The sequence below is a fragment of the Streptococcus infantis genome, from assembly GCF_047463275.1.
Classification (GTDB): Bacteria; Bacillota; Bacilli; order Lactobacillales; family Streptococcaceae; genus Streptococcus; species Streptococcus infantis_AF.
Window position 1 is genome coordinate 126,226 of the sequence record NZ_JASHEE010000001.1, and the last position, 24,812, is coordinate 151,037.

Sequence of the window (24,812 nt, forward strand, 5' to 3'; positions counted from 1 at the left end):
GGCTCGGTCAGGAGCTAGTATGAATAAGGAGAACAAATGAGACGTTTAAAAATGTTATGGCATATTATACAGGTTACGGGTTTTACTCGGTTTGCTCTGAGTTTTGTGACCTTTGTTTTTGGGTCAGGAGGCGTGCTTTTCCTAGTTGAACCTGCTATCACAAATTACGGAGACGGTCTTTGGTATGCTTTTGTGACTTCGACGACTGTCGGCTACGGGGATCTCCTAGCTGTGACCTTGATTGGAAGGATTACCAGTGTCTTCTTGACGATTTATGGGCTCATATTTTTTGGCTGTTTATCAGCTGTTATTATTAATTATTATACCGATTTAAATAAGGAAAGAGGAGAGGACAAATGACTGCCAATTATTCAACACGGGAATACCGTGAGAAATTATACGATGACCTTCATGTTCGATTGAGAGATACAGCGATTTTGATGTGTGCAATTTTTATTGCCTCTATCGGTCTAAATATGAATTCAACAGCTGTTATTATTGGAGCCATGTTAATTTCACCTCTCATGACACCGATTGTTGGACTGGGATTCGGTTTAGCTATTTTTGATACGCGTTTAATCAAGCAATCTCTAGAGGTTTTATTGACTCAAGTGTTGGTCAGTTTGCTTGTCTCGACTCTGTATTTCTGGATTTCTCCCTTGTCTTATGCAAGTAGCGAGTTGATCGCACGAACCTCTCCAACCATTTGGGATGTTCTCATTGCTATTGCTGGTGGGATTGCTGGTGTGATCGGTTCAAGGAAAAAAGAAGCAAACAATATCGTGCCAGGAGTAGCCATTGCTACAGCTTTGATGCCGCCTATCTGTACTGCTGGCTATGGTTTAGCTAATGGGAATGTACGATTTTTATTGGGGGCTCTCTATCTTTTCTTGATCAACTGTGTCTTTATCATGCTAGCCAACATTGTTGGAACAAGAATTTTGATGAGAAAATCTCCTTTAACTTCATTTAAAGAGCTGAGCATTAAAATGAGAATTGGCTTGATTTCTTTGATTGTATTGTTGATTCTTCCAGCTAGCTATTCGGCAGTTACTCTGACAATAGAACAAGCGCGCAAAGAAGGGATCAAACAGTTTGTAGGAAAAGAGTTCGCCAATTATACGGTTATTAATCAAGTCTACAAGTCAAGTAACAATGAATTGGTCTTGACGGTTGTTGGAGATCCGATTTCAGAAGAAGAATTAGAAACACTCCACCAAAAACAAGCCTCTTACGGTATTCAATCTGTTCAATTGAAAGTGAATCAAGTTCAGAACTCGCCAACATTAGATAGTGAAGCGACCAAGGAATTTTATGAAAACATTGACAAGTATATCGATCAAAAACTCTCTGAAAAAGATTCACAAGATGACATCGTAAAAGAAATTGAGGCAGACAAGGACTGAGGATATTCAACTTATCTAACTCATGGAAGCAAATCTTGGGAGGATATCCTATATCCAAAAGTTAATGGATAGAAAGGATTGTTGATGAGGATACTATTTGTGGTGGTTTGATCAATCACTACTAACTCAGGTTAAATAAAATATAAAAAGCAACAACTATTTCAGTTGTTGCTTTTTCTTACTGAAAAATATTTCTCAGACTGTGATCGTTTTATTTCTCAACACGAGATTTGTTGGCGATATCAGCTAGGATAGCTGCTACAAACTCATCTACTGACACAGTGTTTGTTTCTTTTTGTCCATAGCGACGAACGTTGACAGTTCTATCTTCCATTTCCTTGTCACCAACAATCAATTGGTAAGGAATCTTGCTAGTTTGTGAAGCACGGATCTTGAATTGCATTTTTTCGTTGCGTTCATCCACATCAGCACGGACACCACGGTCACGGAGCTTCTTAGCTACTTCCCAAGCGTAGTCTACATGTTTCTCGTTAGAAACTGGGATGAGGGTTACTTGGTGTGGTGCCAGCCATGTTGGGAAGGCACCTTTGTAGTTTTCAATCAAGATAGCTGTAAAGCGTTCCATGGTTGAGATAACACCACGGTGAATCATAACTGGACGGTGTTCTTCACCATCAGCTCCGATGTATTTAAGGTCGAAGCGTTCTGGAAGCAAGAAGTCAAGCTGAATCGTAGAGAGGGTTTCTTCTTTTCCAAGGGCAGTCTTAACCTGGATATCCAATTTTGGTCCGTAGAAGGCTGCTTCACCTTCAGCTTCAAAGTAGTCAACACCCATCTCATCAAGGGCAGCACGAAGCATGGTTTGGGCATTTTCCCACATTTCATCGTTATCAAAGTACTTGTGAGTATCTTGAGGGTCACGAAGAGAGAGGCGGAAACGGTATTCATTCAAGTTGAAATCTTCATAAACATCGATAATCAATTGAAGAGCACGTTGGAATTCTTCTTGGATTTGTTCTGGAGTAACAAAGAGGTGACCGTCGTTGAGAGACATTTCGCGTACACGTTGAAGACCTGTCAAGGCACCAGATTTTTCATAGCGGTGCATCATCCCGATTTCAGCGATACGGATTGGCAATTCACGGTATGAGTGAACATGGTGTTTAAAGACTTGGATGTGGTGTGGACAGTTCATTGGACGAAGGACGAATTCTTCCCCATCTCCCATATCCATAGTTGGGAACATGTCTTCTTGGTAATGATCCCAGTGACCAGAAGTCTTGTAAAGCTCTACAGAAGCAAGTGGTGGAGTGTAAACGTGTTGATAGCCAGAAGCCAACTCTTTATCGACGATGTAGCGTTCTAACTCACGACGGATTGTCGCACCATTTGGCAACCAGAATGGTAGACCTTGACCAACTTCTTGAGAAATCATGAAGAGATCAAGCTCTTTACCAAGTTTACGGTGGTCACGTTCTTTGGCTTCTTCACGCATTTGAAGGTAGTTTTTCAAGTCTTTCTTGTCGAACCAAGCTGTACCGTAGATCCGTTGCATCATCGCATTGTCACTATTTCCGCGCCAGTAAGCACCAGCTACATGGAGAAGGTGGAAGATTTGGATGCGGCCTGTTGATGGGACGTGTGGTCCACGGCAGAGGTCTACATACTCACCTTGACGGTAGATGGTCAAGCCACCCTCGTCTTCTGAGTGCTCTTCGATCAACTCCAATTTATATGGGTCGTTTTTGAAGATTTCACGGGCTTCATCTTTTGTCACTTCTTCACGAATAGATGGGAAGTTTTCTTTAACGATTTTTTGCATTTCTTCTTCGATACGAGGAAGATCTTCGTTAGAGATTTGACCTGCTTGGTTGTCTGTATCGTAGTAGAAACCATCTTCGATAGCTGGACCAACACCCAAGTGAATATCTGGGAAAAGGCGACGAGCGGCTTGTGCAAACAAGTGGGCTGCTGAGTGACGCAAGATGTCAAGAGCATCTTCGTGATCTGGTGTCACGATTTCGATGCTTCCATCTTCAGTGATCGCACGAGTAGTGTCGATGAGTTTGCCGTTGAATTTACCAGCAAGAGCTTTTTTAGCTAGAGAATTGCTGATGGATTGAGCAATTTCAAAAGTTGTAACGCCAGATTCGAATTCACGAACAGCGCCATCTGGGAAAGTAATTTTGATCATGGTTTTCTCCTTATCAATTATTCAAATATTTTAAGAATCTATTCTTTTATTGTAATAGTTTGTTTCTAGGATTTTTTGTAGCTCAGTTTTATGCCAGCCTGCGCCAATCATTATCTTATTAACATTAAATTCAAAACTCTGTTTATCATTCATCGAAAATTTAAGTTTATATCCTATAAACAGGCGCTTCTTAAATTGATATGCTTGGATATCTTCTGCTGAAAATTCTCCTACAATGTCTCCTAATTTCCCCATAGGGGTAATAGAAATGATGTAGATTCCTGTCTCGGTAAAAACAATTAAAAAGTAGGCATTTGCAGTGCCTCCCAAGCGCTGAGTTCCATAAATCGCATGCAGTGACTCAGCTATGTTAGAATCTAGGCCATGTTTTATTAAATAAGCCTTAATTTCTTCAAATTTGAATCCCATATAGATCTCCTTTATTTCATTTTATTTTTTATAAAATTATAGCAAAGGAAAAGTCCTCCCTCGCCATCCAAAAATAACAAAACAAAAAGCGACATCCTAAAAAGGACGTCGCAACGTGGTTCCACCTTCATTTATGTTCCTCAAAAAAGAGGGACACCTCTGATTGGCTCTAACGTGGCCACCGTTTTATGTTTGCATAAAAGTCAGTAGAGTAGTATCAGTTTAGGCTTCCTATGCGTTCTCAGCAACCACGCACTCTCTGGTAGAAAGGTTCTAAGTGACTTGTCTCTATGCATTATTATAGCATGATTGTGAGATTTTTCAAGGATTTTGTGAAAGTTTTTTCCTTTTCAGTTTTTGCACTAGATTCTTAATAGCTACACCGACAGCCATACCCGCGAGGGCAAAGATTTCATAGGCTAGGAAGTAGAGAAGGATAAATTCTCCGAAAGTAATGATAGTAAAGCAAAAGACCAAGCCAACTCCAATTAACCACCAAACTGAAAACTTGAAACGATAAGAGTAGAATAGTGATACTATGAAAGTCACTAGTGGAGAGAAGATAATAACGTTGCCGATGGTGAGCTCTTTCAAGATATAGTTTTTAGTAATAGTCCATAATAACAGCTCATAAAGTGGCCAATAAAAGAAAAATATGACCAGATAGTAGGGGAGATATTGCGAGAATTTACGCATGGTAATCACCTCTCTTTTCAAGATGTCAACTTAGATATCCTTCCTATAACTATTATAGCACTTTTGAGGTAAGAATAGTAAATCAGTTGACAAAGAACTTAGTTCTTGGTAGAATAAGAAATGTCGTAAAGACAAATAACTTCTTCTTGGTTACAGGCATGCCAACCTGTCACTCGGATGAAGCCAAATAAAAGGAGAAACATCATGGCAATCTCAAAAGAGAAAAAAAATGAAATCATTGCACAATATGCACGTCACGAAGGTGATACAGGTTCAGTAGAGGTTCAAGTTGCTGTCCTTACTTGGGAAATCAACCACCTTAACGAACACATCAAACAACACAAAAAAGACCACGCTACTTACCGTGGATTGATGAAGAAAATCGGTCGCCGTCGTAACTTGCTTGCATACTTGCGTAAAAACGACGTTAACCGTTACCGTGAGTTGATCAACTCTCTTGGACTTCGTCGCTAATCTTGCGTCTAAAACGTTTCTATACTTCGTTGGCTTCGCCTCGATGTACCATCAGTACAATCTTCGGCTTGCCGCCTAGTCTATAAACGATTTATCCAGCAAGAATCAAGCTCTCTGACTTCAGGGAGCTTTTTGTTTTTTGCCAAGTGCTTAGGCCGTGTTCAATTGAGCACATCTTGAAAATAAGGCTACTCTAATTGGGTAGCTTTTTATTTTTGTCACCTTACCTCGATATACTCAAGTATAATCTTTGGTTACGGTTCCTAACACTGTAAGGTAAAATAAACCAGAATGATCTCCCTTCGAGGAGATTTTTTGTTTCACTAACATTTTTGTACAATCTTCGGCTTGCCGCCTAGTCTACAAACGTTTTATCCAGCAAGAATCATGATGCTAAGGGCGATAAAAATCCGTATGAAAATAGGGAAAGGACACAGTGTTCGATGAACACAAGGAATTTCATCTTTTTCACTAGGATTTTAGCTCGAGCTCAAATAAGCTCTCTAGATTCAGAGAGCTTTTTATTTTTTGCCAAGTGCTTAGGCCGTGTTCAATTAACAAGATACAAAGGCAGTCAAAAGCACAAAGCAAAAATAGGAAAATTTGCGCAGAAACTTCAGTTTCTAGGAAATTTTATCTTTTTTGCCAAGTGCTTAGGCCGTGTTCAATTGAGCATATCTTGATAATGAAACTACTCTAATTGGGTAGCTTTTTTGTATGGATTTTAGCCCGAGCTCAAACTGACTCTCTGATTTCAGGGAGCTTTTTTATAATAAGATTACTCTATTATCTAAAATAGAATAAAAAATGGTTTCTACTCAAAACATGGTATAATAAATTTATATAGATAGAGTAAGATTGAGAAAAGAATTATTTTCACTAGGTTTTTAAATCGCTTGGAAGCCGTGGCGGAGTAGGAGGATGATGATGAGGAAAATATTCAGTTTATTAGCTTTAGTCTTAATAGTTGTATTATTTTGTTTTTACTTTTTTCCTAAACAACCTAAAAACATTTTTGATGAAATCTACCAAGAGACAGAGAAGACATATCGTACAAATAATATTTTAAGGCATATAGATGGGTTTAAAATCAGTCCAGGTTGGCCAAGTGATGACCCAAATATATCTTATACTCCTTTTGGAAAGTATGAAACTCTTCCCAAAGGCTACAGTAATATAACCATTAACTTTAATTTTGGTTCAGGTATTAAAGGGATGTCGATTCGTTTTGAAAAAAAGACTAATTCGAATATTACCCTATGGTATTCAGCACACTATAATCTGCAAAAGAAAGTGCTCAAAAAGAAACTTGCGATTTTTGAAGAGCCAAGGAAACCAGGCCAATTTATTGATGATGAAGAAAAAGTAAGAGAATATTTAAGAAAAAATAATATTTCTAAAGAAGATTTAGAGAAGGATTACGACGAAATCGTCAACCAGAAAGTCTTGAAAGACTGGTGTTCCATCTATGACAGTAAGTACTCGCCAAGCAACTATGGAGATGTCAAGATTGAAACCCAGTGGGAGAATTGGTGATAACATGAAGAAAATCCTCGGTCTAATAGCGTTATTCGTACTAATTATATTATCCTGTTTCTACTTTTTTACTAGACAACCTAAAAACATTTTTGATGAAATCTACCAGGAGACAGAGAAGACATATCGTACAAATAATATTTTAAGAAACATAGATGGGTTTGATATTAAACCAGTTTGGCCAAGCGATGGAGAATTTTTAAGGTATACACCTTCAGGAAGTTATAAAAATATTCCGGAAGGTTATCTTGAACTGAGAATTGGATTTAGTTTTTATTCTGAAGATGAAATTGGTTCGATTTCATTTGAAAAACGGATAGAGTCCAACGTTAGTATAAAAATGTGGACTGTATATTCTCATAAAGAACGCAATTTAAAAAAATTTGTCAAAATAGGTTTGAAGAAGGCAGATACGGAAACATATATCGAAGACGAGGCCCAAGTGAAATCCTACTTAGAGCAGTACGGTATTACAGCTAAGGATTTGGATTCTTACTACGACGAAATCGTAAACCAGAAAGTCTTGAAAGATTGGTGTACCATTTATGACAGTAAGTACTCGCCAAGTAATTATGGCGATGTCAAGGTTGAAACGCAGTGGGAGAATTGGTGATAACATGAAGAAAATCCTCGGTTTAGTAGCCTTATTCGTGATAATCATATCATCCTGTTTTTACTTTTTTGTGCGTCAACCTAAAAACATTTTTGATGAAATTTACCAAGAAACGGAGAAGACTTATCTAGGAAATAATGTCTTTAACCAGTTGAAAGATGTTGAAGCACATAAATATCAAGAGTATAGTGATGATTCTAGATTCTATCCAAGTGTCGTCTATAAGGGAAATGCTTTACCAGATAGCTATGAGAAAATTGCTATAGATTTTAATTTTAAATCCAAAGCTCAATTAAGCTTGATTTCATTTGAAAAACGGATAGAGTCCAACGTTAGTATAAAAATGTGGACTGTATATTCTCATAAAGAACGCAATTTAAAAAAATTTGTAAAAATAGGTTTAAAGAAAGCAGATACGGAAACATATATCGAAGACGAAGCTCAGGTAAAATCCTACCTAGAGCAGTACGGTATTACAGATAAAGACTTAGATTCTTACTACGACGAAATAGTCAACCAGAGAGTCTTGAAGGACTGGTGCTCGATTTATGACAGTAACTACTCACCGAGCAACTATGGCGAGGTCAAGGTTGAAACTCAGTGGGAGAATTGGTGATATAAAGAATTCTATCTAATTTTATACATAGATGGCTCCTCTGACTTCAGAGGGCTTTTTTGTGTGCTTTTTTCTAGTCTTGTTCCTGATTTAGAAATGTGGTATACTAATTATGAAAATTGTCTAAATTTTTAATTTTTGTTAAAGGAGGGTTTCATGCTTTCCAAATTTTCTGGAAGCCATCAAAACCTGCGATATTTTTTTCTCCTCGCTTTTTTGCTAGGAGCATTGGGGGTTTCTCTGTTTCTGGCAGTTTCTATGGGGTCTGTTCAAATTAGCTTGAGTGATACCTATCGGATAATTTTGAGTCAGTTAGGGGCTCCTTTTGAGATAGGAAACATTTCAAAGTCTACGCTTGCTATTGTTTGGAATATGAGATTGCCACGGGTTTTTCTTGCTTTGATTGTTGGTGCTGGCCTTTCCATGTGTGGCAGTGTCATGCAGTCAACTGTCAACAATCCAATAGCAGAGCCCTATGTATTAGGAATTTCAGCTGGGGCAACCTTTGGAGCAACTTTGAGTATTATTCTTGGATTTAAAGTTATGATTGGTCTAGGCTCTTTCCTGGGAGCGATTTTGGCGACAGTTGCAGTCCTTCTCATTGCGTCCATGCAGGGTAGGATGACAACTTCTAGCCTAATCTTATCGGGTACGGTAGTGAATGCCCTATTTTTGGCTTTTTCAAACTTTATTATCTCTATTGGGGCCAATGCTGATAGCGTTATGACCATCAAGTTTTGGACCATGGGTTCTTTAGCGGGGACCTCATGGGCTCACTTAACCTTGCCAACTATAATCGTGGGAATCGCCTTTTTATTTTTCTCTTCCCAATACCGTGTTTTCAATGCCATGATGATGGGAGATGAGGCGGCTTTGACTTTGGGTATTCCCTTGCGTTTATACTGGTATCTCTATGTGACGATTGTAGCTGTGATGACAGCTATCTTGGTATCGACCTGTGGGATTATCGGTTTTGTCGGTTTGATTACACCGCATTTGGCCCGAAGTTTGGTTGGTACAAATTATAGAAGGCTTTTTCCGATTGCAACCTTACTAGGCGCCCTCTTTGTCGTCTGGGCAGATGTCTTTGCTCGCGTTTTGATTCAAAATGCTGAGCTACCGATTGGAATTTTCACAGCCCTAGTAGGTGCACCATTCTTTATCTACATGGTTGCAAGTAGACGAAGGGAGGTGAGAGTCTGATATGGACTTAATGTGCCAGGATATTCACTTTGGAATCGGAGAAAAAAAGATTCTCAAAGGAGTCTCACTTAAACTTGAGGGAGACCAATTTCATACTATTTTGGGACCAAATGGAAGTGGAAAGACCAGTTTGCTGAAACTCTTCTATCGACAGGAAAAGCCGAATCAGGGCTTGATTTCTTTAGATGGGAAGCCTCTAGACCAAATGAGCGTCAAAGAAACGGCAAAGCAGATGGCAGTCATCACGCAGTTTAATCAACTTCAGTTTGATTGTACGGTTGAGGAGATTGTCATGCTGGGTAGAACGCCCCATCTCTCTTTCTTGCAAAAGGAAAAAAACAGAGACTTTGCTTTGGTTGAGGATGCTCTGATCAAGGTAGATCTGCTCGAAAAGAGAAATCGACTCTACTCTTCTTTGTCAGGAGGAGAGAAGCAGCGGGTTTTGTTAGCACGCGCCTTGGCCCAAGAACCTTCACTCTTGCTCTTGGACGAGCCAACTAATCACTTGGATATCAAGTATCAGCTGGACTTGTTAACCATTGTCAAAAATCTTCAGATCAATGTGCTAGCTGTCTTGCATGATATTCAGCTGGCTTGTCGCTATTCAGACTATCTCTACCTCATGAAAGAAGGGGAGATTGTTTACCAAGGTACTCCAAAAGAAACCATCACACCCGAGTCATTGCAGGCTGTCTATGGCGTTCAAAGTAAGGTAACTTGGACAGAAGATCAGCAAGCCATGATTCACTATTTATAAAAATTAAAAAGGAAAATAAAAACATGAAAAAAACACTTAGTATTTTGCTTGTAACAGTAGCTACCTTATCTTTGGTAGCTTGTGGTAACGCATCTAAAGAAACAGCAACGGCACCAGTTACAACAGAAGCTAGTCAAAAAGCTAATACAGAAACCAGCTACCCTGTAACTATCAAAACTTATGATGCTAAAGGAAACGAAGTCGAACAAGTATTTGAAAAGGCACCTGAAAAGGTCATCACCAACAACCTCTCAACAACTGAAATCCTACTTGAACTCGGTTTGCAAGATAAAATTGCTGGCATGCTCAATCCTGATAATGCTGTAACTGGTAAATACAAGGATGCTATTGAAGCCATCCCTCACATTGGTGATAAAAAATCTGTCTCACAAGAAACAGTTCTTTCTTATGAACCAGATGCCTTGATGGGACGCAACATGATGTTTTCTGAAAAATCAATGGGAACCATTAGTGCTTGGAATGAAAACAAAATCCCTGTTTATACGCAAAAAGCTTCACTTTCAACTATCCAACAAGATTTAGGAAATATCGTAGAAGATGTGAAGAATCTTGGTACCATTTTCAATGTCCAAGACAAGGCGAATCAATACGCAGAACAATTACAAGCTAAAATCGATGCGGTTAAAAAAGCCAACCCAGAAACACAGGGTGAAAAGAAAAAAGCTCTGATTATGGTGGCCTACAATGACGAAACCTTTGGTGCTTACAAGTCAGCCCTTCAGGAAAGCTTGCTCAATCAACTTGGTTATACCAATGTCGCAACAGGAACTTCTGGCTTGACCCTGGAAAATCTAGTATCAATGGATCCTGAGTTGATTATCTATGTAACTAGTGACCGCAATCAAAAATTAGATGAAAAAGCAGTGGATTTGATGAAGGCAAATGCTGTTTTGGAAAATGTACCAGCAATCAAGAATCAAAAAATCATGACTATCTCTTACGATGAGTTGATGGATTACGGTCCTGCGGTGATTGATTCCCTTGAAAAAATCAATGACTTTATCAAGAAATAAGGAGTTTAACTGGGAAGGGATTCAAGTTAGGATCAGTCTTCCTTCAAACTATGATCCTCAACAAGCCTACCCAATGATTCTTTTAAATGATGGACAATTGGACTATTTGTCAGACCTATCCCAATCTGTGATTTTGGTGGGTTTGATTCCAGAAAATCGTTTGGACGACTTTACACCTTGGCAAGCTAGTGCTTTGAAAGAAGGGGCACCAGATTTTGGTGGGAAGGTAGATGCATACCATCAGAAACTCTTTCAAGGGATTCTAACAACTCTTCAAAAGGACTACTTGATTGATGAAAGTAGAATTGCTTATGGTGGCTATTCACTGGGTGGTCTTGCTGCTATCTATAGTCTTTATAGTAGTCATTTACCTGTGACCTGTATCTTCTCTATCTGTGGCTCCTTCTGGTATCCTGATTTTACAGAATATTGTGGGGAACATGACTTGATACAGAGCCAAAGCCTGATTTATCTGCTAAATGGTCAGACAGAAGGTGCCAATCATTCCAATCGTCTGTCTAAGGCCCCTATTTATGCAAGAGACATTCATGATTTGATTTCAGAGAAAGTCCCTTCGACTTATTGCACATTTGATGCTTATGGGCATCATGAAGCTCTTAAGGAACGTTATCACTATTTTTGTGATTGGCTGAGAGACGAATGGAAGCTCAATTAATCCTATAACACTCCTTGTCCATCGTAACTAGGAGTGTTTCTTATGTATGCTTGGTTGTTAAAATGTTCATAGTATTATTCTTGACGGAAATCCAGCCCCTGTAATAGACTAAATTATGGTATAATGAGTAGATAGATAGAATCGAGGAAATTATGTCATTTACACAATTTAAATTTAAAAAATATATAGAAAAAGCCTTGGAGGAGTTGAAGTTTACGACTCCTACCGAGGTGCAGGAAAAGTTGATTCCTATTGTCCTGGCAGGTCGTGACTTGGTTGGTGAATCTAAAACAGGTTCAGGTAAGACTCATACTTTCTTGCTTCCCATTTTCCAACAGTTGGATGAAGAGAGTGACAGTGTGCAGGCAGTTATCACAGCTCCAAGTCGTGAATTAGCGACTCAGATTTACCAAGCTGCTCGTCAGATCGCATCACATTCAGATGTTGAGATTCGTGTTGCCAACTATGTTGGTGGTACAGACAAGGCCCGTCAGATTGACAAATTAGCAAGTAATCAACCACATATCGTAATCGGAACTCCAGGTCGTATTTATGACTTGGTCAAGTCTGGTGACCTAGCCATTCACAAAGCTAAGACCTTTGTAGTCGATGAAGCGGACATGACCTTGGATATGGGATTCTTGGAGACGGTTGATAAGATTGCAGGAAGTCTTCCAAAAGACTTGCAGTTTATGGTCTTTTCAGCGACTATCCCACAAAAACTACAACCATTTTTGAAGAAATACTTGTCCAATCCTGTCATGGAGAAAATCAAGACCAAGACAGTTATCTCTGATACCATTGACAACTGGTTGATTTCGACAAAGGGTAGAGACAAGAACGCTCAGATTTATGAGTTGACTCAAGTCATGCAGCCGTATCTCGCCATGATTTTTGTCAATACAAAAACTCGTGCGGATGAATTGCATGCTTACCTAACAGCTCAAGGCTTGAAGGTGGCTAAGATCCATGGAGACATTGCTCCTCGTGAACGCAAACGGATCATGAATCAGGTGAAAAATCTTGATTTTGAGTACATTGTTGCGACTGACCTAGCTGCGCGTGGGATTGATATTGAAGGTGTCAGCCACGTTATCAACGATGCTATTCCACAGGACTTGTCCTTCTTTGTCCACCGTGTTGGACGAACTGGACGTAATGGTCTACCAGGTACAGCCATCACCCTCTATCAACCAAGTGACGACTCAGATATTCGTGAGTTGGAGAAATTAGGGATCAAGTTTACTCCGAAAGTCGTCAAAGACGGAGAATTCCAAGATACCTATGATCGAGATCGCCGTGCTAATCGTGAGAAGAAACAGGAAAAACTGGACATTGAAATGATTGGCTTGGTCAAAAAGAAAAAGAAAAAAGTTAAACCAGGCTATAAGAAGAAAATCCAATGGGCGGTCGATGAAAAACGCCGCAAAGCTAAGCGAGCAGAAAGTCGTGCCCGTGGACGTGCAGAACGTAAAGCTAAACGTCAAACATTTTAAAAATGAAACAGTAGGACCAAGTGGTTTTGCTGTTTTTTTAAATTTCAATAAGATAAGAATTATAGGAAATGATGATTTGAGACTTGAAACAAAAATTATCTTTAAATGTTGATACTATCGTTTTTTTAGTTACAAAGTCTCTCAAGTAAACGCTTGAAAATTGTAGTGATTTATGTTATTCTAAAAAAAAAAAAACAGATTTTAAAAAAATATTAAATCTGTTAAAGAAAAGAGGTCATTATGGCAAAAGGAATGTTTAAGCAAGAACGTTTTTCGTTTCGTAAAATGAAAGTTGGATTGGCATCTGTGGCTATCCTCTTTGCTTTTGCACAACTTGGACAAGTTTCTGCTGATGAAACTAGTAAAGTTTCTTCAAGTGAAATTACTAAGGTAACTGAGGCACCAAAAGTAGTTGAAGAAGTCAAATCGCCTATTGAGGAGGCTAAAGCAGAAATTGCAACTGAAAAATCAAGACCTATTGTCAAAGAAACTGAAGCAAAAGCTGGGGATTTGATTGATGTCTCAAAGAAAGAATCTGCTGTCGAAGTAAAAGAAAGTCAAGAAGGCAATCAGAAAGTCCATATTGAAACCTCTGTAGCTGAGGTAACCAAAACTGAAATTGCTCCAGAAAAAGTGGAAAAACTTCCAGATCCTGTAACTACGACAAAAGAGAATACTGTAGCAGCTAAGGATAAAGATGGAAATTCTTATACTCAGTATGAACGAGTAGACAAGACAACAACTGTGGAAATAACTAAAACACCACCAACTGTTAAAAAAGCAGGAGAAGCAGATATTGTTTTTGTTGTTGACCGTTCAGGATCTATGACTTCAACGATTAATACTGTTCGTAAAAATATCAATGAGTTTGCAAGAAACCTTGCCAAAGATGGAGTAGCGGCACGTTTTGGATTAGCTACCTTTAGCGATGAAGTTTACGGACGTGAAGAAGGAAAAACTAACGAAGGTACAATTCTAACGAAATTTGGTGAGACTTATTTTACAACAAATCCAGTTGAACTTGAAAAAGCTTTAGAAAAAATTAAGATTGCAAATGGGGGAGATTCTCCTGAAACATCAACTCCTGCTCTTACAAAGATTGTTTCTACTTACGACTGGTCTAAGTCACCAAAAAATAAAAAGTTTGTGGTGTTGTTAACAGATGCTATGATGAAAGAAGATCCGTCAATTCCATCTATCGCTGAAACATTAACAACTCTGAAAAAAGCTGGTATTGATAGAATCGTAGCGACAACCTGGTTTAATCAACGAAACTATAAAGATTTTGTGTCTGAGGGACGTTTAATGGATATTGATCGTAACTTGGCTGACTCTTTAACTAAGGATGCAGCGTCATGGATTGTGGAAACAGTCAGTGAGGGACGTCAGTACAAGGTAACAAAAGACAGCTACCAATTCTACTTGGAACGCCGTACAACTGTGCCAGTTTTGGAGCAGAAAGAAACTCCTAAACCAGCACCTACTGCTTACAAACCAGAACCGGCTAAACTTCCTGAAACAGGAAGCAATGATTCTAGTAACCAAACTCTTTTGGGTCTAGGTATTATGCTCGCAGGTTTTGGATTGGCTACAAGCGCTAGAAAATCAAAAGAACAGTAGTATAAAGTAATAAAAAAACACTTGATGTGGGCTATATGCTTTCCGCTCAAGTGTTTTTTTCTTATAATATGAGAGCTGTTAGAATTAGACTAAAGTAGGTATGGTTCAAATATTCTGATGGGATTTTTATGTTTCTTTACGATGATTTCCAGAAAAATTTCCTATAAATTTTAGCAATCGTTAAAACGATAACGTAAACGATACCCAAGATGGTTAAAACAAATTTTCCAGGACTCACTTCTGATCCGATAATAAAAATATGAAAGAGAGGAGCGAGGCCAATGCACACGGATATCAGATAAGTAACAAGGTTTAATTCACCAAATCCCGCAAAAAAATCCCTCATTTAAATTCTCCTTAAATATACTTTTAATATGAGTATACTATAAATAAAAGAAAAGAACAAAAGATAAATCAATAAAAATAAAAGACCTGAATTAGAGTTATATAGGATTTTATCAGGTGTTTTTTGATGAAGATATCTTAAAATGAAATAAACACACTGAGACAAGTATTTCAGTGTGTTTTTGTGGTAAATTTGTCTTTAAAATAGATAAGATAGATTATTTGATAAAGCCATTGTATTAGATGATTGGTTTGCCATCGATGTAACAGATGGAATATTTCATTCAGCTAGAGCGATAGAATTAATGCACCATTTTTGGTGCGTTTTTATTTTTTGTGCTATAATAGAAATAAATAAAAGGAGGAGTTACATGATTGGAAAAAATATAAAAACGTTACGTAAAACACATAAATTAACCCAGCCTGAGTTTGCAAAGATTGTTGGTATCTCTAGAAATAGTCTGAGTCGTTATGAAAATGGGACAAGTTCAGTTTCGACAGAATTAATCGATCGTATCTGCAAAAAATTTAATGTTTCCTATATCGATATCGTAGGGGAGGAAAAAATGCTCACACCAGTTGAAGATTATCAGTTAACATTAAAAATAGAATTGATAAAGGAACGAGGAGCGAATATCTTAGCGCAACTTTATCGTTTTCAAGATGAACAAGGAATTGCATATGACGATACTTCTAATCCTTGGGTTCTAATGAGCGATGATCTTTCTGATTTGATTAATACGAGGATTTATCTTGTTGCAACTTTTGAGGATATAGAGCGATTTAATGGCTATTTGGATGGCATTGAACGTATGATAGAACAAGCTACTCATCTGGTGGTGGCTTAATGAAACTAGAAGAATTTAGTCAAGATAATTTTGAACAAGCTTCCAAACGACTCGTTCGTTCTTTAACTCGTGGAAAAACAACCTCATCTCAGCCTAAGGCTATTTTGCTCGGGGGACAGAGTGGTGCTGGTAAGACAACGATTCATCGTGTGAAACAAAGGGAATTTCAAGGCAATATCATTATCATTGATGGAGATAGTTATCGCTCTTTTCATCCGAACTACCTTGGCTTACAGGAAAAGTATGGAAAAGATAGTGTGGATTATACCAAAGTATTTGCGGGCCAAATGGTTGAATATCTTGTAGATGAGTTGAGTAAGAAAGGTTATCATTTGTTAATCGAGGGTACCTTGAGAACAACAGAAGTTCCTAGAAAAACGGCACAATTATTGGCAACTAGAGGATATCAAGTCTCACTTGCACTGATTGCGACCAAGCCAGAATTGTCCTATCTCAGTACTTTGATACGTTATGAGGAGCTCCATGCTTTAGACCCTAGTCAAGCGAGAGCGACTCCCAAAGAGCACCATGATGGAATTGTAGAACATTTAGTTGATAACTTACGAGAGTTAGAAAATGACAAAATTTTTAGACAAATTCAAATTTATCAAAGAGATCAATCGTGTGTTTATGATTCGCAAGTAGACGGAACCTCAGCAGCAGAAGCTCTACACGGATGCCTATTTGGAAAATGGAGTAAGGTAGAGGAAGAGATGTTGAAGTTGGGACAGGAACGGTTGAGAGAGCTGGGGAGAGATTGATAAGTGACGAAGGGCTAATTTATGAGTACATTAAAAAAAGTAGATATTATAGATGACTAATATGAATTATAATGATGTTAAAGAAAAATTATATAATATTATTATTAAATACATTGATAATCCTGAAATACGTTTACAAATGTTAGAGCAAGCAGAGTCTGTTAATACTGTGAGAGGTGTACTCTATAGTTTAGATAAAGAAAAAAACGGAGATTTAACTCAAGAGGAGATTGATTTTTGTAAAGATTTATTTTTTTACTTTGGTTAAAAATAAAATTTTCTAGAGTTTTGGATAGATTCCTACGATAATTTCACTATAGCCTAAAAATTTTATAGAAATTGCGACTGTAGATAATGTTGTGGATGAAATCGTCAGATAGATGGGACACCAGCGAGTGATATAGAGAAAGCTATCGCTCCATATGTGCCGTGGATTGCACCGATTCAAGATGTAACGGCTGCGATTGCCGGTAGACAGGTCGCTAAGTACAATTCTAGTGTTCCGACTGGAAATGGTAGGCGGTGGAGTAGTAATGAAACAGTTCAAGCTCCTAAGGCTGATGTTGTGACGACGAAGCCTGCAGGTGGACGTCTACCAATGACAGTAGATAATCTCCAAATGTTTGCGAAGAAACCTAAGGGTAAGCCAGATTTTTATGTAAATCCTGATGGAACAGTATATAAAGCGTCAGATATTGTTGAGAAACCATCTACCTTGTACCATTATACATCCGAAAAAGGGTTGGCTGGTATATTAGATACAGGAACTTTAAATCCATCATTAAAGGCGAATAATCCTAAAGATGCTCGTTATGGAAATGGTCAGTATTTCTCAGACATAGCTCCAGGAACGCGAAGTAATGCTTCTCTTTCTAAACAATTTATAAACAATCCTTGGCAAGGAAGTAAGTATTCTAATTATGTAGGTGTTGATACTAGCAATTTGACAGTAGTAAAAGGTAGAGATGGGGTATATGTACTCCCTAATGAAAATCCTCTAGACTTGACTGATAGAATTGTAGTCACGGAAAGAATTAGGAGAGATTTTTATGTTATATTATAAAACAATTTGGAATCATACGAATGACTATGATCCGATCGTAATGTATTCTGCAATAGACGAAGAACGTTATGAAATGAAACGATTAGATATATTTCGTGATGGACATGTAGCTTACTTTGATACTCGGACACCTATGGAGTTGAGTGAAGACCCATATCCAAGTGATTTTGATGAAATAAATGCAACAGATGAGTTTGATGTGTCTGAAATTTCATCTATAGATTTTGAAAATATATTAAAAATGTACGACACGAATGCGTTAATAGAAGATTACTTTTCAAAACTATAAATAGTGTAGCTCTTCTTCAGCTGAAAAAATTTGATATAGAAAGTTTCTAAAAGTTATAAAGTTAAATATATTTTAATGATATTCTAATAACATTATAGGTAGATCAGGTGTAGTTGTTGGAATAAATTTAGAGGTGGTGACGACGAAGCCAAAATCAGGGGATGTACCAGTCACGAGACCACGTAAGGATGTAACCCCTGTTCAGCAACTAGTATTGCCTGGGCCGACTAGTAAACCTGTATCATATTCACAAGTAACGTTACCTCATCCTATGGATAAAGCAAATTATTTCCAGAAGACCTATAGTAATAATTTTAGTGCATATGGATCGCAAAAATATTCTGATATTGCTGGTTATGAGATAAAAACTGTGGATGATTTAGCACAAGCAATAAAAAATAAAGATGTGTCTGTTTCGGATCTTCCTGTGGAGTATATTAATAGAGATGGTAATGTTTTAATTAAAAATACAAGAACCTCTCAAGCGTTAACAGTTGCAGGAGTTCCTAGAAATCAATGGCATGTAACTGATAATACTGGTAGTCCATTACATGAGAAACTACTGGATGAGCAGTTATTACGTAATAAACTAACTTCGGAAGGAATTTCTACTGTAAGACGTAGCGGGGGTACGAATAATGGAAAATAAAATGATATACACTCTTCCAATGTTTTCTTCACTTTTGTCTGAGTCACCTAAAATAACTTTTTCAGGTACAAATATTTGTATCAACTTAAAGGGATATGATTATGATGACATATATTCAGAAGTTGAATTGATATTTCAAGAAGTCCACTATTTTTCAAAGGCAAACGCATTATTTTCTGTAGATACAATTGAAGCTTATGATAAAGTTTTAGAAATATTTAATTCATCAATTATATTACAGTTAATGGAAGCGAACAGGCATCTTTTTGAAGAAATTAACAAGCTCCAAGAATTAAAGCATTATTCTTTATATCTTGATGGTTATGATGGATATAATATAGTCTGCAAGTCCATAGAAATCAAAGAGTTATAAGATTTTAAGAAAGCTCGTAAAGCATCAAATAATAGAAGAATAAAATTTAATATAAAAAAATCCCATCAGAATATTTCTGGTGGGATTTTTGGTGGGGAACCAATCAATTTTGATTTATTTTTAACCTTTTATAATAACTGAAAATGCTGTTAAATCAACCATTTCACTTCAAATCATGTTTATTAATCATTCCCACTCTACAGTTGCAGGTGGTTTACTTGTAATATCATAGACGATGCGGTTAACGTGGTCAACTTCGTTTACGATACGAACAGAGATTTTTTGGAGAACTTCCCAAGGAATCTTAGCGAAGTCAGCTGTCATACCATCGATAGAAGTGATAGCACGGATAGCGATGGTGTAGTCGTAAGTACGGCCATCTCCCATAACACCTACTGAACGAACGCCAGTGTTAACAGTGAAATATTGCCAGATGTCCCGGTCAAGGCCAGCCTTAGCGATTTCTTCACGCAGGATAGCGTCTGATTCACGAACTGTTTCAAGTTTTTCTTCAGTGATTTCACCCATGACACGGATAGCAAGCCCTGGACCTGGGAATGGTTGGCGCCATACGATGTGGTCTGGCATACCAAGTTCAGTACCAAGTGCACGAACTTCGTCCTTGTAAAGAGTATTTAAAGGCTCGATGAGTTCAAACTGCATATCTTCAGGAAGTCCACCCACATTGTGGTGAGACTTGATAGTTTGAGCAGTATCCGTACCAGACTCAATCACGTCAGTATAAAGAGTTCCTTGAGCAAGGAATTTCACGTCTGTTAGTTTGCTTGCTTCGTCATCAAAGACATAAACAAACTCGTTACCGATAATCTTCCGTTTTTGTTCAGGATCAGATACACCAGCCAATTTATCAAGGAAACGTTTGGCAGCGTCTGCTTTAACGATGTTTAACCCAAACTTACCACCAAGCATATCCATAACTTGATCAGCTTCACCTTTACGGAGAAGACCGTGGTCTACAAAGATACAGATCAATTGATCTCCGATAGCTTTTTGGAGAAGAACCCCAACAACAGAAGAGTCAACACCACCAGAGAGACCAAGGAGGACACGTTTGTCTCCAACTTTTTCACGGATTTGTTTGATTTGCATCTCGATGAAGTTATCCATAGTCCAGTCACCTTTGGCACCACAGATATTTAAAGCAAAGTTACGCAAAATATCATAACCGTGAACTGAGTGGCGAACTTCTGGGTGGAATTGGATACCGTAAATTTTCTTATCAGGGTTTTCAATAGATGCATAAGGACAGTCTGCAGAAGTTCCAGTACGAACAAAGTCAGCAGGAATTTCAGTAACAGCATCCCCGTGGCTCATCAAGACAAGTTGCTCATCTGGAGTACCCGCAAAAAGAGCTGATTCTGTGTGAGTCAATGTTGATTGACCGTATTCACGGTTACCAGCATCGCCTGCAGGAACAACCTTACCACCAAGCTTGTGAGTCAATAGCTGCATACCGTAGCAGATTCCCAAAATCGGAATACCTAGTTCAAAAATTTCTGGGTCAATATCAAATGATCCTTCTTCGTAAACAGAGTTTGGACCACCTGAAAGTACAATCCCGATAGGATTGATAGCACGTACTTCGTCAGCCGAAATCTTGTGACTTTTTAGTTCTGAAAAGACACCAATCTCACGGATACGACGTGAGATGAGTTGGTTGTACTGGCTACCATAGTCCAGTACGATGATCTTTTCGACATCTTGCAAATCAGTTGAAATGTTGCTCATCTTTTCCCTTTCTTCAAAGAAATATCTTCTTGAATATTCTATCATAAAAGGGTTAGAATTACCAACCATACAAGTGCGGTTTGACTTTTCCCTATGAGATAGGGTACAATGGAAAAAATAAAGAAAAGAAGTGATCAAGCATGTTACCAGCTTATATGAAAATCCACGACCAAATCAAGAAAGACATTGATGAGGGGAGTTGGAAAATTGGAGAAAGACTTCCTAGTGAACGAGATTTAGCAGAAGAATTTGCCGTTAGCCGCATGACCTTACGTCAAGCCATCTCTCTTTTAGTTGAAGAGGGGGTTTTGGAACGGCGTGTTGGTAGTGGGACCTTCGTTTCAAGTACACGTGTTCAGGAAAGAATGCGTGGAACAACCAGTTTCACCGAGATTGTAAAAGCTCAAGGGAAAACGCCATCGAGTCATCTGATTTCCTACCGTCGGACAATCCCTAATGAGCAAGAAGTGGCTAAACTAGGTATACTGGTAACAGACAATATTATTCGTATGGAACGTGTCCGCTATGCTGATAAGGTACCTGTGGTTTATGAAGTCGCTTCTATTCCTGAGAAATTTATCAAAAATTTCAAAAAAGAAGAAGTAACCAAGCACTTTTTCCAAACCTTACAGAAACATGGTTATCGGATTGGCAAATCTCATCAGACCATTTATGCCCGCTTAGCTAAGGAAAAGATTGCTCATTATCTGGAAGTAGAAAATGGGCATGCCATTTTAGGTCTGACTCAAGTTTCCTACTTTGATGACGGAACGGCTTTTGAGTATGTAAAGAGTCAATATGTCGGGGAACGTTTTGAATTTTATCTAGAAAATAATTAGTTTATAACATCACTCTTAAAGTAGAAACCCATCTACTTTAAGAGTTTTTATTTGGTTGTGATTAGAAAACATTTTCCTATGAAGAAAAATAGCAATCATACGAGTTTTTTTTAAAGATTCGTGTTATAATAGATAGGTTATATGGTCCCGATAAGGTGGTGGGATTGATTGTAAATACTCTTCCTACCAGTTCTTTGTAACTCTATAACGAATATTTTTTAAGGGGGGACATTTTTATGTCAGAACGTAAATTATTCACGTCTGAATCTGTATCTGAGGGGCATCCAGATAAGATTGCAGACCAAATTTCAGATGCTATCTTGGATGCTATTTTAGAGCAAGATCCAGAAGCGCACGTTGCTGCTGAAACAGCTGTTTATACTGGTTCAGTACATGTTTTCGGTGAAATTTCAACTAATGCTTATGTCGATATTAACCGAGTGGTTCGTGATACCATTGCTGAGATTGGTTATACCAATACTGAGTATGGTTTCTCAGCGGAGACGGTAGGAGTTCACCCATCTTTGGTAGAACAATCACCAGATATCGCTCAAGGGGTTAATGAAGCCTTAGAAGTTCGTGGGAATGCGGATCAAGATCCACTTGACTTGATTGGTGCTGGTGACCAAGGTCTCATGTTTGGTTTTGCAGTTGATGAAACTGAAGAACTCATGCCATTGCCAATCTCACTCAGTCACAAGTTGGTTCGTCGTTTGGCAGAGCTACGTAAGTCTGGTGAAATTAGCTACCTTCGTCCAGACGCTAAATCTCAAGTTACTGTTGAATATGATGAAAATGACCAGCCAGTGCGTGTGGACACTGTCGTTATTTCAACTCAACACGATCCAGAAGTTACTAATGAACAAATCCATGAGGATGTAATCAACAAGGTCATCAAAGAAGTGATTCCAGCTTCGTATCTTGACGATAAGACTAAATTCTTCATCAATCCAACTGGTCGTTTCGTTATCGGAGGACCTCAAGGGGACTCAGGTTTGACGGGTCGTAAGATCATCGTAGACACCTATGGTGGTTATTCACGTCATGGTGGTGGTGCCTTCTCTGGTAAGGATGCCACTAAGGTTGACCGTTCAGCTTCTTATGCAGCTCGCTATATTGCCAAAAACATTGTTGCTGCAGGCCTTGCTAAGAAAGCAGAAGTGCAATTGGCCTACGCAATCGGTGTAGCTCAACCTGTATCTGTTCGTATCGATACTTTTGGTACTGGAACAGTTGCAGAAAGTAAACTTGAAAAAGCAGCGCGTCAAATCTTTGACCTTCGTCCAGCAGGAATTATCCAAATGCTTGACCTCAAACGTCCAATCTACCGTCAAACAGCGGCTTATGGACATATGGGACGTACAGATATTGATCTTCCATGGGAACGCTTGGACAAAGTAGAAGCCTTGAAAGAAGCCGTTAAGTAAACTAAAAAAAGATTGGTTCTTAGACCAATCTTTTTTATGTTTAAAATTAGTTATCCAGGATTTTTACAAAAGCCCAGTTTCCAATAGATTTTGTTCCGTATTCTAACATCATCGAATCTAGTAATTCATACTTGTTTTTTTCATAGAAGCAAACATTTTTTTCAGTACTAGTAATCAAGCCCAAGCGTTTGCAACCTTTGGATTTAAGATAAGGTTCAACACCTTCTTGTAGAAAAACACTCCCGATTCCTTGGTTTTGACTAGAAGCGTTGACTCCCAACATCATCAAATACCAGTCAAAATTTCCTGATCTTTTCAAATGCTGTTCGGAACGTTCCACCAAATCAAGATATTTCAAGAGATTGCGCGGAGTAATAAAACGGAAAAGCTTGACAATACCATTCAGCAAATAAGATAGAATGGAAAAATCCTTTTGTTGCAGGAGGGCAACGGCCAGGATTTCCCCGTCTTGTTCAGCTATCAGACAGGTCTCTCCTTTGATATAGAGTCTGGTCAGAATGCTATCCAATAATTCTAAGAATGCTGGGTAATATTCTGGTTTCTTTAAATCATCTTTGATAAGAGTCATGAAAGGGTAGTCCATAAAGGCACCAGTCAACACTTTCCCGATTTTTTGATATTCATCTAGTCTGGCTTCTCTGTATACTATTTCTTTCATATCAAACTCCTTTATTAGGTCTCTCTACCTATTATAACGAAATCTCTTTCATTTTTCGATTGAAATGTGAAATTCTCACAAAAAGTCTAGACATGGTAGTCATTTTAGAAATATATACAAAAAAGCATTAAAATACCCCGCAGTTTTAACTGTCAGGGTAGATTAAATAATCTTGTTAGTAGCTTCTATTTTGTAGGAATTGAAATTTCAATCAATTTATCAGAATAGAGGGTTTTAATATTTGCCTTATCAATAGCCTGTTGATTAATTTTACGACTGAGGAAAAATTCTTTGATTATTTCCATTTCTTTTTCACGGATTGCCCGATGTTTATTGGAAATGAGGATTTCGTAATGAAGTGGAGCCTGAGTAAAAATAACATTTGTATTTCCCGCAGAATAAACCTCTACAAGCGTTGCGTCTGTGTTTTCTAGCTGACTTTTAACAAGTTGCGAGTGTGAATTTGTAGTATTGATAAGCTTCATAGGGTTTCCTCCTGTATTTCTATGTCTATTATAGCACTTTTTGGGAAATTTGGTAAAGATAGTTTAAATTTGATGTTGTTTTTTCCATGCTTCGATCGCCCATTTGTGACTTCCGCGTTTTAAGTTAGCAATAGCTTCATCGATTGGGAACCAAGCTAAGTGATTGAAGTCTTCGAGAGGTTTTTGAATTTCTTGGTAAGAAGTGGCTTCGTAGAGATAGGCTGGATTGTAGTAGTAGGTATCACGATGACTAGAATAAAAATATTCATCAGCCTGCCCATAGTAGGTGCCGATTTCAGCTGTAAATCCTAATTCTTCAATCAATTCTCGTTTGAGAGCCTCAAGGTGATTTTCACCTTCTTCAATTTCGCCCCCTGGTAAGAACCATGCACCATTTGGAGCTTGTACGAGGATAATCTTTTCATGATTTGCATCAGGTATGACTGCATAAACGCCATATCTATTTTTGTAGGTTACTCCCTCTTTTTTTTCTCCAAATGTTGGATTTGCCATAAATTTCTCCTTCGTGAGTGCGCTTTCTTTCTATAATAGTAAAGAATGCTCTCACTGTCAAGCAAGAACATTCTTTTGTAT

Annotated in this window: 29 protein-coding genes; 21 read left to right on the forward strand and 8 right to left on the reverse strand. The window is 38.1% G+C overall.

From position 1 onward, the window contains the following. The first annotated feature begins 36 nt into the window (after positions 1-36). Both QM923_RS00680 and QM923_RS00685 read left to right on the forward strand, forming a co-directional pair. Positions 37-360 carry a potassium channel family protein gene (locus QM923_RS00680; RefSeq protein ID WP_001253404.1) on the forward strand — a complete coding sequence of 108 codons (324 nt, stop codon included), beginning with the start codon at positions 37-39 and terminating at the stop codon, positions 358-360. Beyond that, on the forward strand, positions 357-1,406 hold the full coding sequence (locus tag QM923_RS00685; protein WP_247925905.1) for a DUF389 domain-containing protein: 1,050 nt from the start codon (positions 357-359) through the stop codon (positions 1,404-1,406). Before QM923_RS00680 ends, QM923_RS00685 begins: the two co-directional genes overlap by 4 nt. Before the next feature lie 211 nt (positions 1,407-1,617). Here the strand turns inward: QM923_RS00685 and thrS are convergent, their stop codons facing one another. From thrS to QM923_RS00700, 3 genes are all read right to left on the reverse strand, one after another. Beyond that, positions 1,618-3,561 (reverse strand): threonine--tRNA ligase, encoded by a 1,944-nt coding sequence (gene thrS, locus QM923_RS00690; protein WP_414290496.1) that lies wholly within the window; start codon positions 3,559-3,561, stop codon positions 1,618-1,620. Between the two features lie 30 nt (positions 3,562-3,591). Further along, entirely contained in the window at positions 3,592-3,990 is a 399-nt protein-coding gene (locus tag QM923_RS00695) for a hypothetical protein (protein WP_414290497.1), read from the reverse strand. A 321-nt stretch (positions 3,991-4,311) separates the two neighbouring features. Next, positions 4,312-4,686 (reverse strand): hypothetical protein, encoded by a 375-nt coding sequence (locus QM923_RS00700; protein WP_049494931.1) that lies wholly within the window; start codon positions 4,684-4,686, stop codon positions 4,312-4,314. A gap of 204 nt (positions 4,687-4,890) precedes the next feature. Between QM923_RS00700 and rpsO the strand changes: the two genes are divergently transcribed. The 10 genes from rpsO (at position 4,891) to QM923_RS00750 (ending at position 14,711) form a co-directional block, all read left to right on the forward strand. Then, positions 4,891-5,160: a 30S ribosomal protein S15 gene (gene rpsO / locus QM923_RS00705; protein WP_001018251.1), complete on the forward strand. Its 270-nt coding sequence runs from the start codon at positions 4,891-4,893 to the stop codon at positions 5,158-5,160. A 927-nt stretch (positions 5,161-6,087) separates the two neighbouring features. Then, on the forward strand, positions 6,088-6,696 hold the full coding sequence (locus tag QM923_RS00710; RefSeq protein ID WP_414290498.1) for a TipC family immunity protein: 609 nt from the start codon (positions 6,088-6,090) through the stop codon (positions 6,694-6,696). Between the two features lie 4 nt (positions 6,697-6,700). After that, positions 6,701-7,309 (forward strand): TipC family immunity protein, encoded by a 609-nt coding sequence (locus QM923_RS00715; protein WP_414290762.1) that lies wholly within the window; start codon positions 6,701-6,703, stop codon positions 7,307-7,309. A gap of 4 nt (positions 7,310-7,313) precedes the next feature. Continuing rightward, positions 7,314-7,925: a TipC family immunity protein gene (locus tag QM923_RS00720; protein WP_414290499.1), complete on the forward strand. Its 612-nt coding sequence runs from the start codon at positions 7,314-7,316 to the stop codon at positions 7,923-7,925. Positions 7,926-8,081: 156 nt separating this feature from the next. Then, on the forward strand, positions 8,082-9,128 hold the full coding sequence (locus QM923_RS00725) for a FecCD family ABC transporter permease (protein ID WP_414290500.1): 1,047 nt from the start codon (positions 8,082-8,084) through the stop codon (positions 9,126-9,128). A 1-nt stretch (position 9,129) separates the two neighbouring features. Next, the gene (locus QM923_RS00730) at positions 9,130-9,885 is read left to right on the forward strand and encodes an ABC transporter ATP-binding protein (protein ID WP_414290501.1); all 756 of its coding nucleotides are present in this window, start codon (positions 9,130-9,132) and stop codon (positions 9,883-9,885) included. Positions 9,886-9,908: 23 nt separating this feature from the next. Next, positions 9,909-10,919: an ABC transporter substrate-binding protein gene (locus tag QM923_RS00735; RefSeq protein WP_414290502.1), complete on the forward strand. Its 1,011-nt coding sequence runs from the start codon at positions 9,909-9,911 to the stop codon at positions 10,917-10,919. After that, complete coding sequence (locus QM923_RS00740; protein WP_414290503.1) at positions 10,900-11,595, forward strand: alpha/beta hydrolase-fold protein; 696 nt, start codon at positions 10,900-10,902, stop codon at positions 11,593-11,595. Before QM923_RS00735 ends, QM923_RS00740 begins: the two co-directional genes overlap by 20 nt. 152 nt (positions 11,596-11,747) lie before the next feature. Continuing rightward, positions 11,748-13,091 (forward strand): DEAD/DEAH box helicase, encoded by a 1,344-nt coding sequence (locus tag QM923_RS00745; protein WP_414290504.1) that lies wholly within the window; start codon positions 11,748-11,750, stop codon positions 13,089-13,091. A 240-nt stretch (positions 13,092-13,331) separates the two neighbouring features. Continuing rightward, a complete protein-coding gene (locus QM923_RS00750) occupies positions 13,332-14,711 on the forward strand; it encodes a VWA domain-containing protein (RefSeq protein WP_414290505.1) in 1,380 nt (459 codons plus the stop codon). A gap of 136 nt (positions 14,712-14,847) precedes the next feature. On the opposite strand, the gene QM923_RS00755 is transcribed toward QM923_RS00750, so the two are convergent. Beyond that, positions 14,848-15,057 (reverse strand): hypothetical protein, encoded by a 210-nt coding sequence (locus QM923_RS00755; RefSeq protein WP_281137417.1) that lies wholly within the window; start codon positions 15,055-15,057, stop codon positions 14,848-14,850. Positions 15,058-15,427: 370 nt separating this feature from the next. Here QM923_RS00755 and pezA point away from each other — a divergent pair, with 370 nt between their 5' ends. The 7 genes from pezA (at position 15,428) to QM923_RS00790 (ending at position 19,039) form a co-directional block, all read left to right on the forward strand. Continuing rightward, positions 15,428-15,904 (forward strand): type II toxin-antitoxin system antitoxin PezA, encoded by a 477-nt coding sequence (gene pezA / locus QM923_RS00760; protein ID WP_414290506.1) that lies wholly within the window; start codon positions 15,428-15,430, stop codon positions 15,902-15,904. After that, entirely contained in the window at positions 15,904-16,665 is a 762-nt protein-coding gene (pezT, locus tag QM923_RS00765) for a type II toxin-antitoxin system toxin PezT (RefSeq protein WP_414290507.1), read from the forward strand. The genes pezA and pezT overlap by 1 nt, the downstream gene beginning before the upstream one ends. Before the next feature lie 52 nt (positions 16,666-16,717). Continuing rightward, positions 16,718-16,933, forward strand: a complete 216-nt coding sequence (locus QM923_RS00770) for a hypothetical protein (RefSeq protein WP_414277109.1) — start codon at positions 16,718-16,720, stop codon at positions 16,931-16,933. A 156-nt stretch (positions 16,934-17,089) separates the two neighbouring features. After that, positions 17,090-17,728 carry an HYD1 signature containing ADP-ribosyltransferase family protein gene (locus tag QM923_RS00775; protein WP_414277108.1) on the forward strand — a complete coding sequence of 213 codons (639 nt, stop codon included), beginning with the start codon at positions 17,090-17,092 and terminating at the stop codon, positions 17,726-17,728. After that, on the forward strand, positions 17,715-18,017 hold the full coding sequence (locus QM923_RS00780) for a DUF6881 domain-containing protein (RefSeq protein ID WP_373075726.1): 303 nt from the start codon (positions 17,715-17,717) through the stop codon (positions 18,015-18,017). Before QM923_RS00775 ends, QM923_RS00780 begins: the two co-directional genes overlap by 14 nt. A 271-nt stretch (positions 18,018-18,288) precedes the next feature. Beyond that, positions 18,289-18,666 carry a hypothetical protein gene (locus QM923_RS00785; protein WP_414277107.1) on the forward strand — a complete coding sequence of 126 codons (378 nt, stop codon included), beginning with the start codon at positions 18,289-18,291 and terminating at the stop codon, positions 18,664-18,666. After that, the gene (locus QM923_RS00790; RefSeq protein WP_414277106.1) at positions 18,656-19,039 is read left to right on the forward strand and encodes a hypothetical protein; all 384 of its coding nucleotides are present in this window, start codon (positions 18,656-18,658) and stop codon (positions 19,037-19,039) included. Before QM923_RS00785 ends, QM923_RS00790 begins: the two co-directional genes overlap by 11 nt. A 186-nt stretch (positions 19,040-19,225) precedes the next feature. On the opposite strand, the gene guaA is transcribed toward QM923_RS00790, so the two are convergent. Beyond that, positions 19,226-20,788: a glutamine-hydrolyzing GMP synthase gene (gene guaA / locus QM923_RS00795; RefSeq protein WP_004253965.1), complete on the reverse strand. Its 1,563-nt coding sequence runs from the start codon at positions 20,786-20,788 to the stop codon at positions 19,226-19,228. A gap of 140 nt (positions 20,789-20,928) precedes the next feature. Here guaA and QM923_RS00800 point away from each other — a divergent pair, with 140 nt between their 5' ends. Together QM923_RS00800 and metK are read left to right on the forward strand one after the other, a co-directional pair. Then, positions 20,929-21,627 (forward strand): GntR family transcriptional regulator, encoded by a 699-nt coding sequence (locus QM923_RS00800; RefSeq protein ID WP_414290508.1) that lies wholly within the window; start codon positions 20,929-20,931, stop codon positions 21,625-21,627. Positions 21,628-21,863: 236 nt separating this feature from the next. Then, positions 21,864-23,054: a methionine adenosyltransferase gene (metK, locus tag QM923_RS00805; protein ID WP_414290509.1), complete on the forward strand. Its 1,191-nt coding sequence runs from the start codon at positions 21,864-21,866 to the stop codon at positions 23,052-23,054. Positions 23,055-23,100: 46 nt separating this feature from the next. Here metK and QM923_RS00810 read toward each other — a convergent pair whose 3' ends face one another. From QM923_RS00810 to QM923_RS00820, 3 genes are all read right to left on the reverse strand, one after another. Next, a complete protein-coding gene (locus QM923_RS00810) occupies positions 23,101-23,733 on the reverse strand; it encodes a GNAT family N-acetyltransferase (protein WP_414290510.1) in 633 nt (210 codons plus the stop codon). Positions 23,734-23,918: 185 nt separating this feature from the next. Further along, positions 23,919-24,218, reverse strand: a complete 300-nt coding sequence (locus QM923_RS00815) for a DUF1827 family protein (protein WP_414290511.1) — start codon at positions 24,216-24,218, stop codon at positions 23,919-23,921. A gap of 63 nt (positions 24,219-24,281) precedes the next feature. Continuing rightward, positions 24,282-24,731: an NUDIX hydrolase gene (locus tag QM923_RS00820; RefSeq protein ID WP_178894751.1), complete on the reverse strand. Its 450-nt coding sequence runs from the start codon at positions 24,729-24,731 to the stop codon at positions 24,282-24,284. Positions 24,732-24,812: the final 81 nt, after the last annotated feature.

Coding starts and splice junctions, on each gene's coding strand:
- QM923_RS00750 (WP_414290505.1), top strand. CDS start 13,332: ATGGCAAAAGGAATGTTTAAGCAAGAACGTTTTTCGTTTCGTAAAATG.
- QM923_RS00785 (WP_414277107.1), top strand. CDS start 18,289: ATGGATAAAGCAAATTATTTCCAGAAGACCTATAGTAATAATTTTAGT.
- QM923_RS00815 (WP_414290511.1), bottom strand. CDS start 24,218: ATGAAGCTTATCAATACTACAAATTCACACTCGCAACTTGTTAAAAGT.
- metK (WP_414290509.1), top strand. CDS start 21,864: ATGTCAGAACGTAAATTATTCACGTCTGAATCTGTATCTGAGGGGCAT.
- QM923_RS00680 (WP_001253404.1), top strand. CDS start 37: ATGAGACGTTTAAAAATGTTATGGCATATTATACAGGTTACGGGTTTT.
- QM923_RS00695 (WP_414290497.1), bottom strand. CDS start 3,990: ATGGGATTCAAATTTGAAGAAATTAAGGCTTATTTAATAAAACATGGC.
- QM923_RS00790 (WP_414277106.1), top strand. CDS start 18,656: ATGGAAAATAAAATGATATACACTCTTCCAATGTTTTCTTCACTTTTG.
- QM923_RS00730 (WP_414290501.1), top strand. CDS start 9,130: ATGGACTTAATGTGCCAGGATATTCACTTTGGAATCGGAGAAAAAAAG.
- pezA (WP_414290506.1), top strand. CDS start 15,428: ATGATTGGAAAAAATATAAAAACGTTACGTAAAACACATAAATTAACC.
- QM923_RS00715 (WP_414290762.1), top strand. CDS start 6,701: ATGAAGAAAATCCTCGGTCTAATAGCGTTATTCGTACTAATTATATTA.
- guaA (WP_004253965.1), bottom strand. CDS start 20,788: ATGAGCAACATTTCAACTGATTTGCAAGATGTCGAAAAGATCATCGTA.
- rpsO (WP_001018251.1), top strand. CDS start 4,891: ATGGCAATCTCAAAAGAGAAAAAAAATGAAATCATTGCACAATATGCA.
- QM923_RS00820 (WP_178894751.1), bottom strand. CDS start 24,731: ATGGCAAATCCAACATTTGGAGAAAAAAAAGAGGGAGTAACCTACAAA.
- QM923_RS00740 (WP_414290503.1), top strand. CDS start 10,900: ATGACTTTATCAAGAAATAAGGAGTTTAACTGGGAAGGGATTCAAGTT.
- QM923_RS00810 (WP_414290510.1), bottom strand. CDS start 23,733: ATGAAAGAAATAGTATACAGAGAAGCCAGACTAGATGAATATCAAAAA.
- QM923_RS00685 (WP_247925905.1), top strand. CDS start 357: ATGACTGCCAATTATTCAACACGGGAATACCGTGAGAAATTATACGAT.
- QM923_RS00755 (WP_281137417.1), bottom strand. CDS start 15,057: ATGAGGGATTTTTTTGCGGGATTTGGTGAATTAAACCTTGTTACTTAT.
- QM923_RS00710 (WP_414290498.1), top strand. CDS start 6,088: ATGAGGAAAATATTCAGTTTATTAGCTTTAGTCTTAATAGTTGTATTA.
- QM923_RS00700 (WP_049494931.1), bottom strand. CDS start 4,686: ATGCGTAAATTCTCGCAATATCTCCCCTACTATCTGGTCATATTTTTC.
- QM923_RS00745 (WP_414290504.1), top strand. CDS start 11,748: ATGTCATTTACACAATTTAAATTTAAAAAATATATAGAAAAAGCCTTG.
- QM923_RS00735 (WP_414290502.1), top strand. CDS start 9,909: ATGAAAAAAACACTTAGTATTTTGCTTGTAACAGTAGCTACCTTATCT.
- QM923_RS00770 (WP_414277109.1), top strand. CDS start 16,718: ATGACTAATATGAATTATAATGATGTTAAAGAAAAATTATATAATATT.
- QM923_RS00725 (WP_414290500.1), top strand. CDS start 8,082: ATGCTTTCCAAATTTTCTGGAAGCCATCAAAACCTGCGATATTTTTTT.
- QM923_RS00800 (WP_414290508.1), top strand. CDS start 20,929: ATGTTACCAGCTTATATGAAAATCCACGACCAAATCAAGAAAGACATT.
- thrS (WP_414290496.1), bottom strand. CDS start 3,561: ATGATCAAAATTACTTTCCCAGATGGCGCTGTTCGTGAATTCGAATCT.
- QM923_RS00780 (WP_373075726.1), top strand. CDS start 17,715: ATGTTATATTATAAAACAATTTGGAATCATACGAATGACTATGATCCG.
- pezT (WP_414290507.1), top strand. CDS start 15,904: ATGAAACTAGAAGAATTTAGTCAAGATAATTTTGAACAAGCTTCCAAA.
- QM923_RS00720 (WP_414290499.1), top strand. CDS start 7,314: ATGAAGAAAATCCTCGGTTTAGTAGCCTTATTCGTGATAATCATATCA.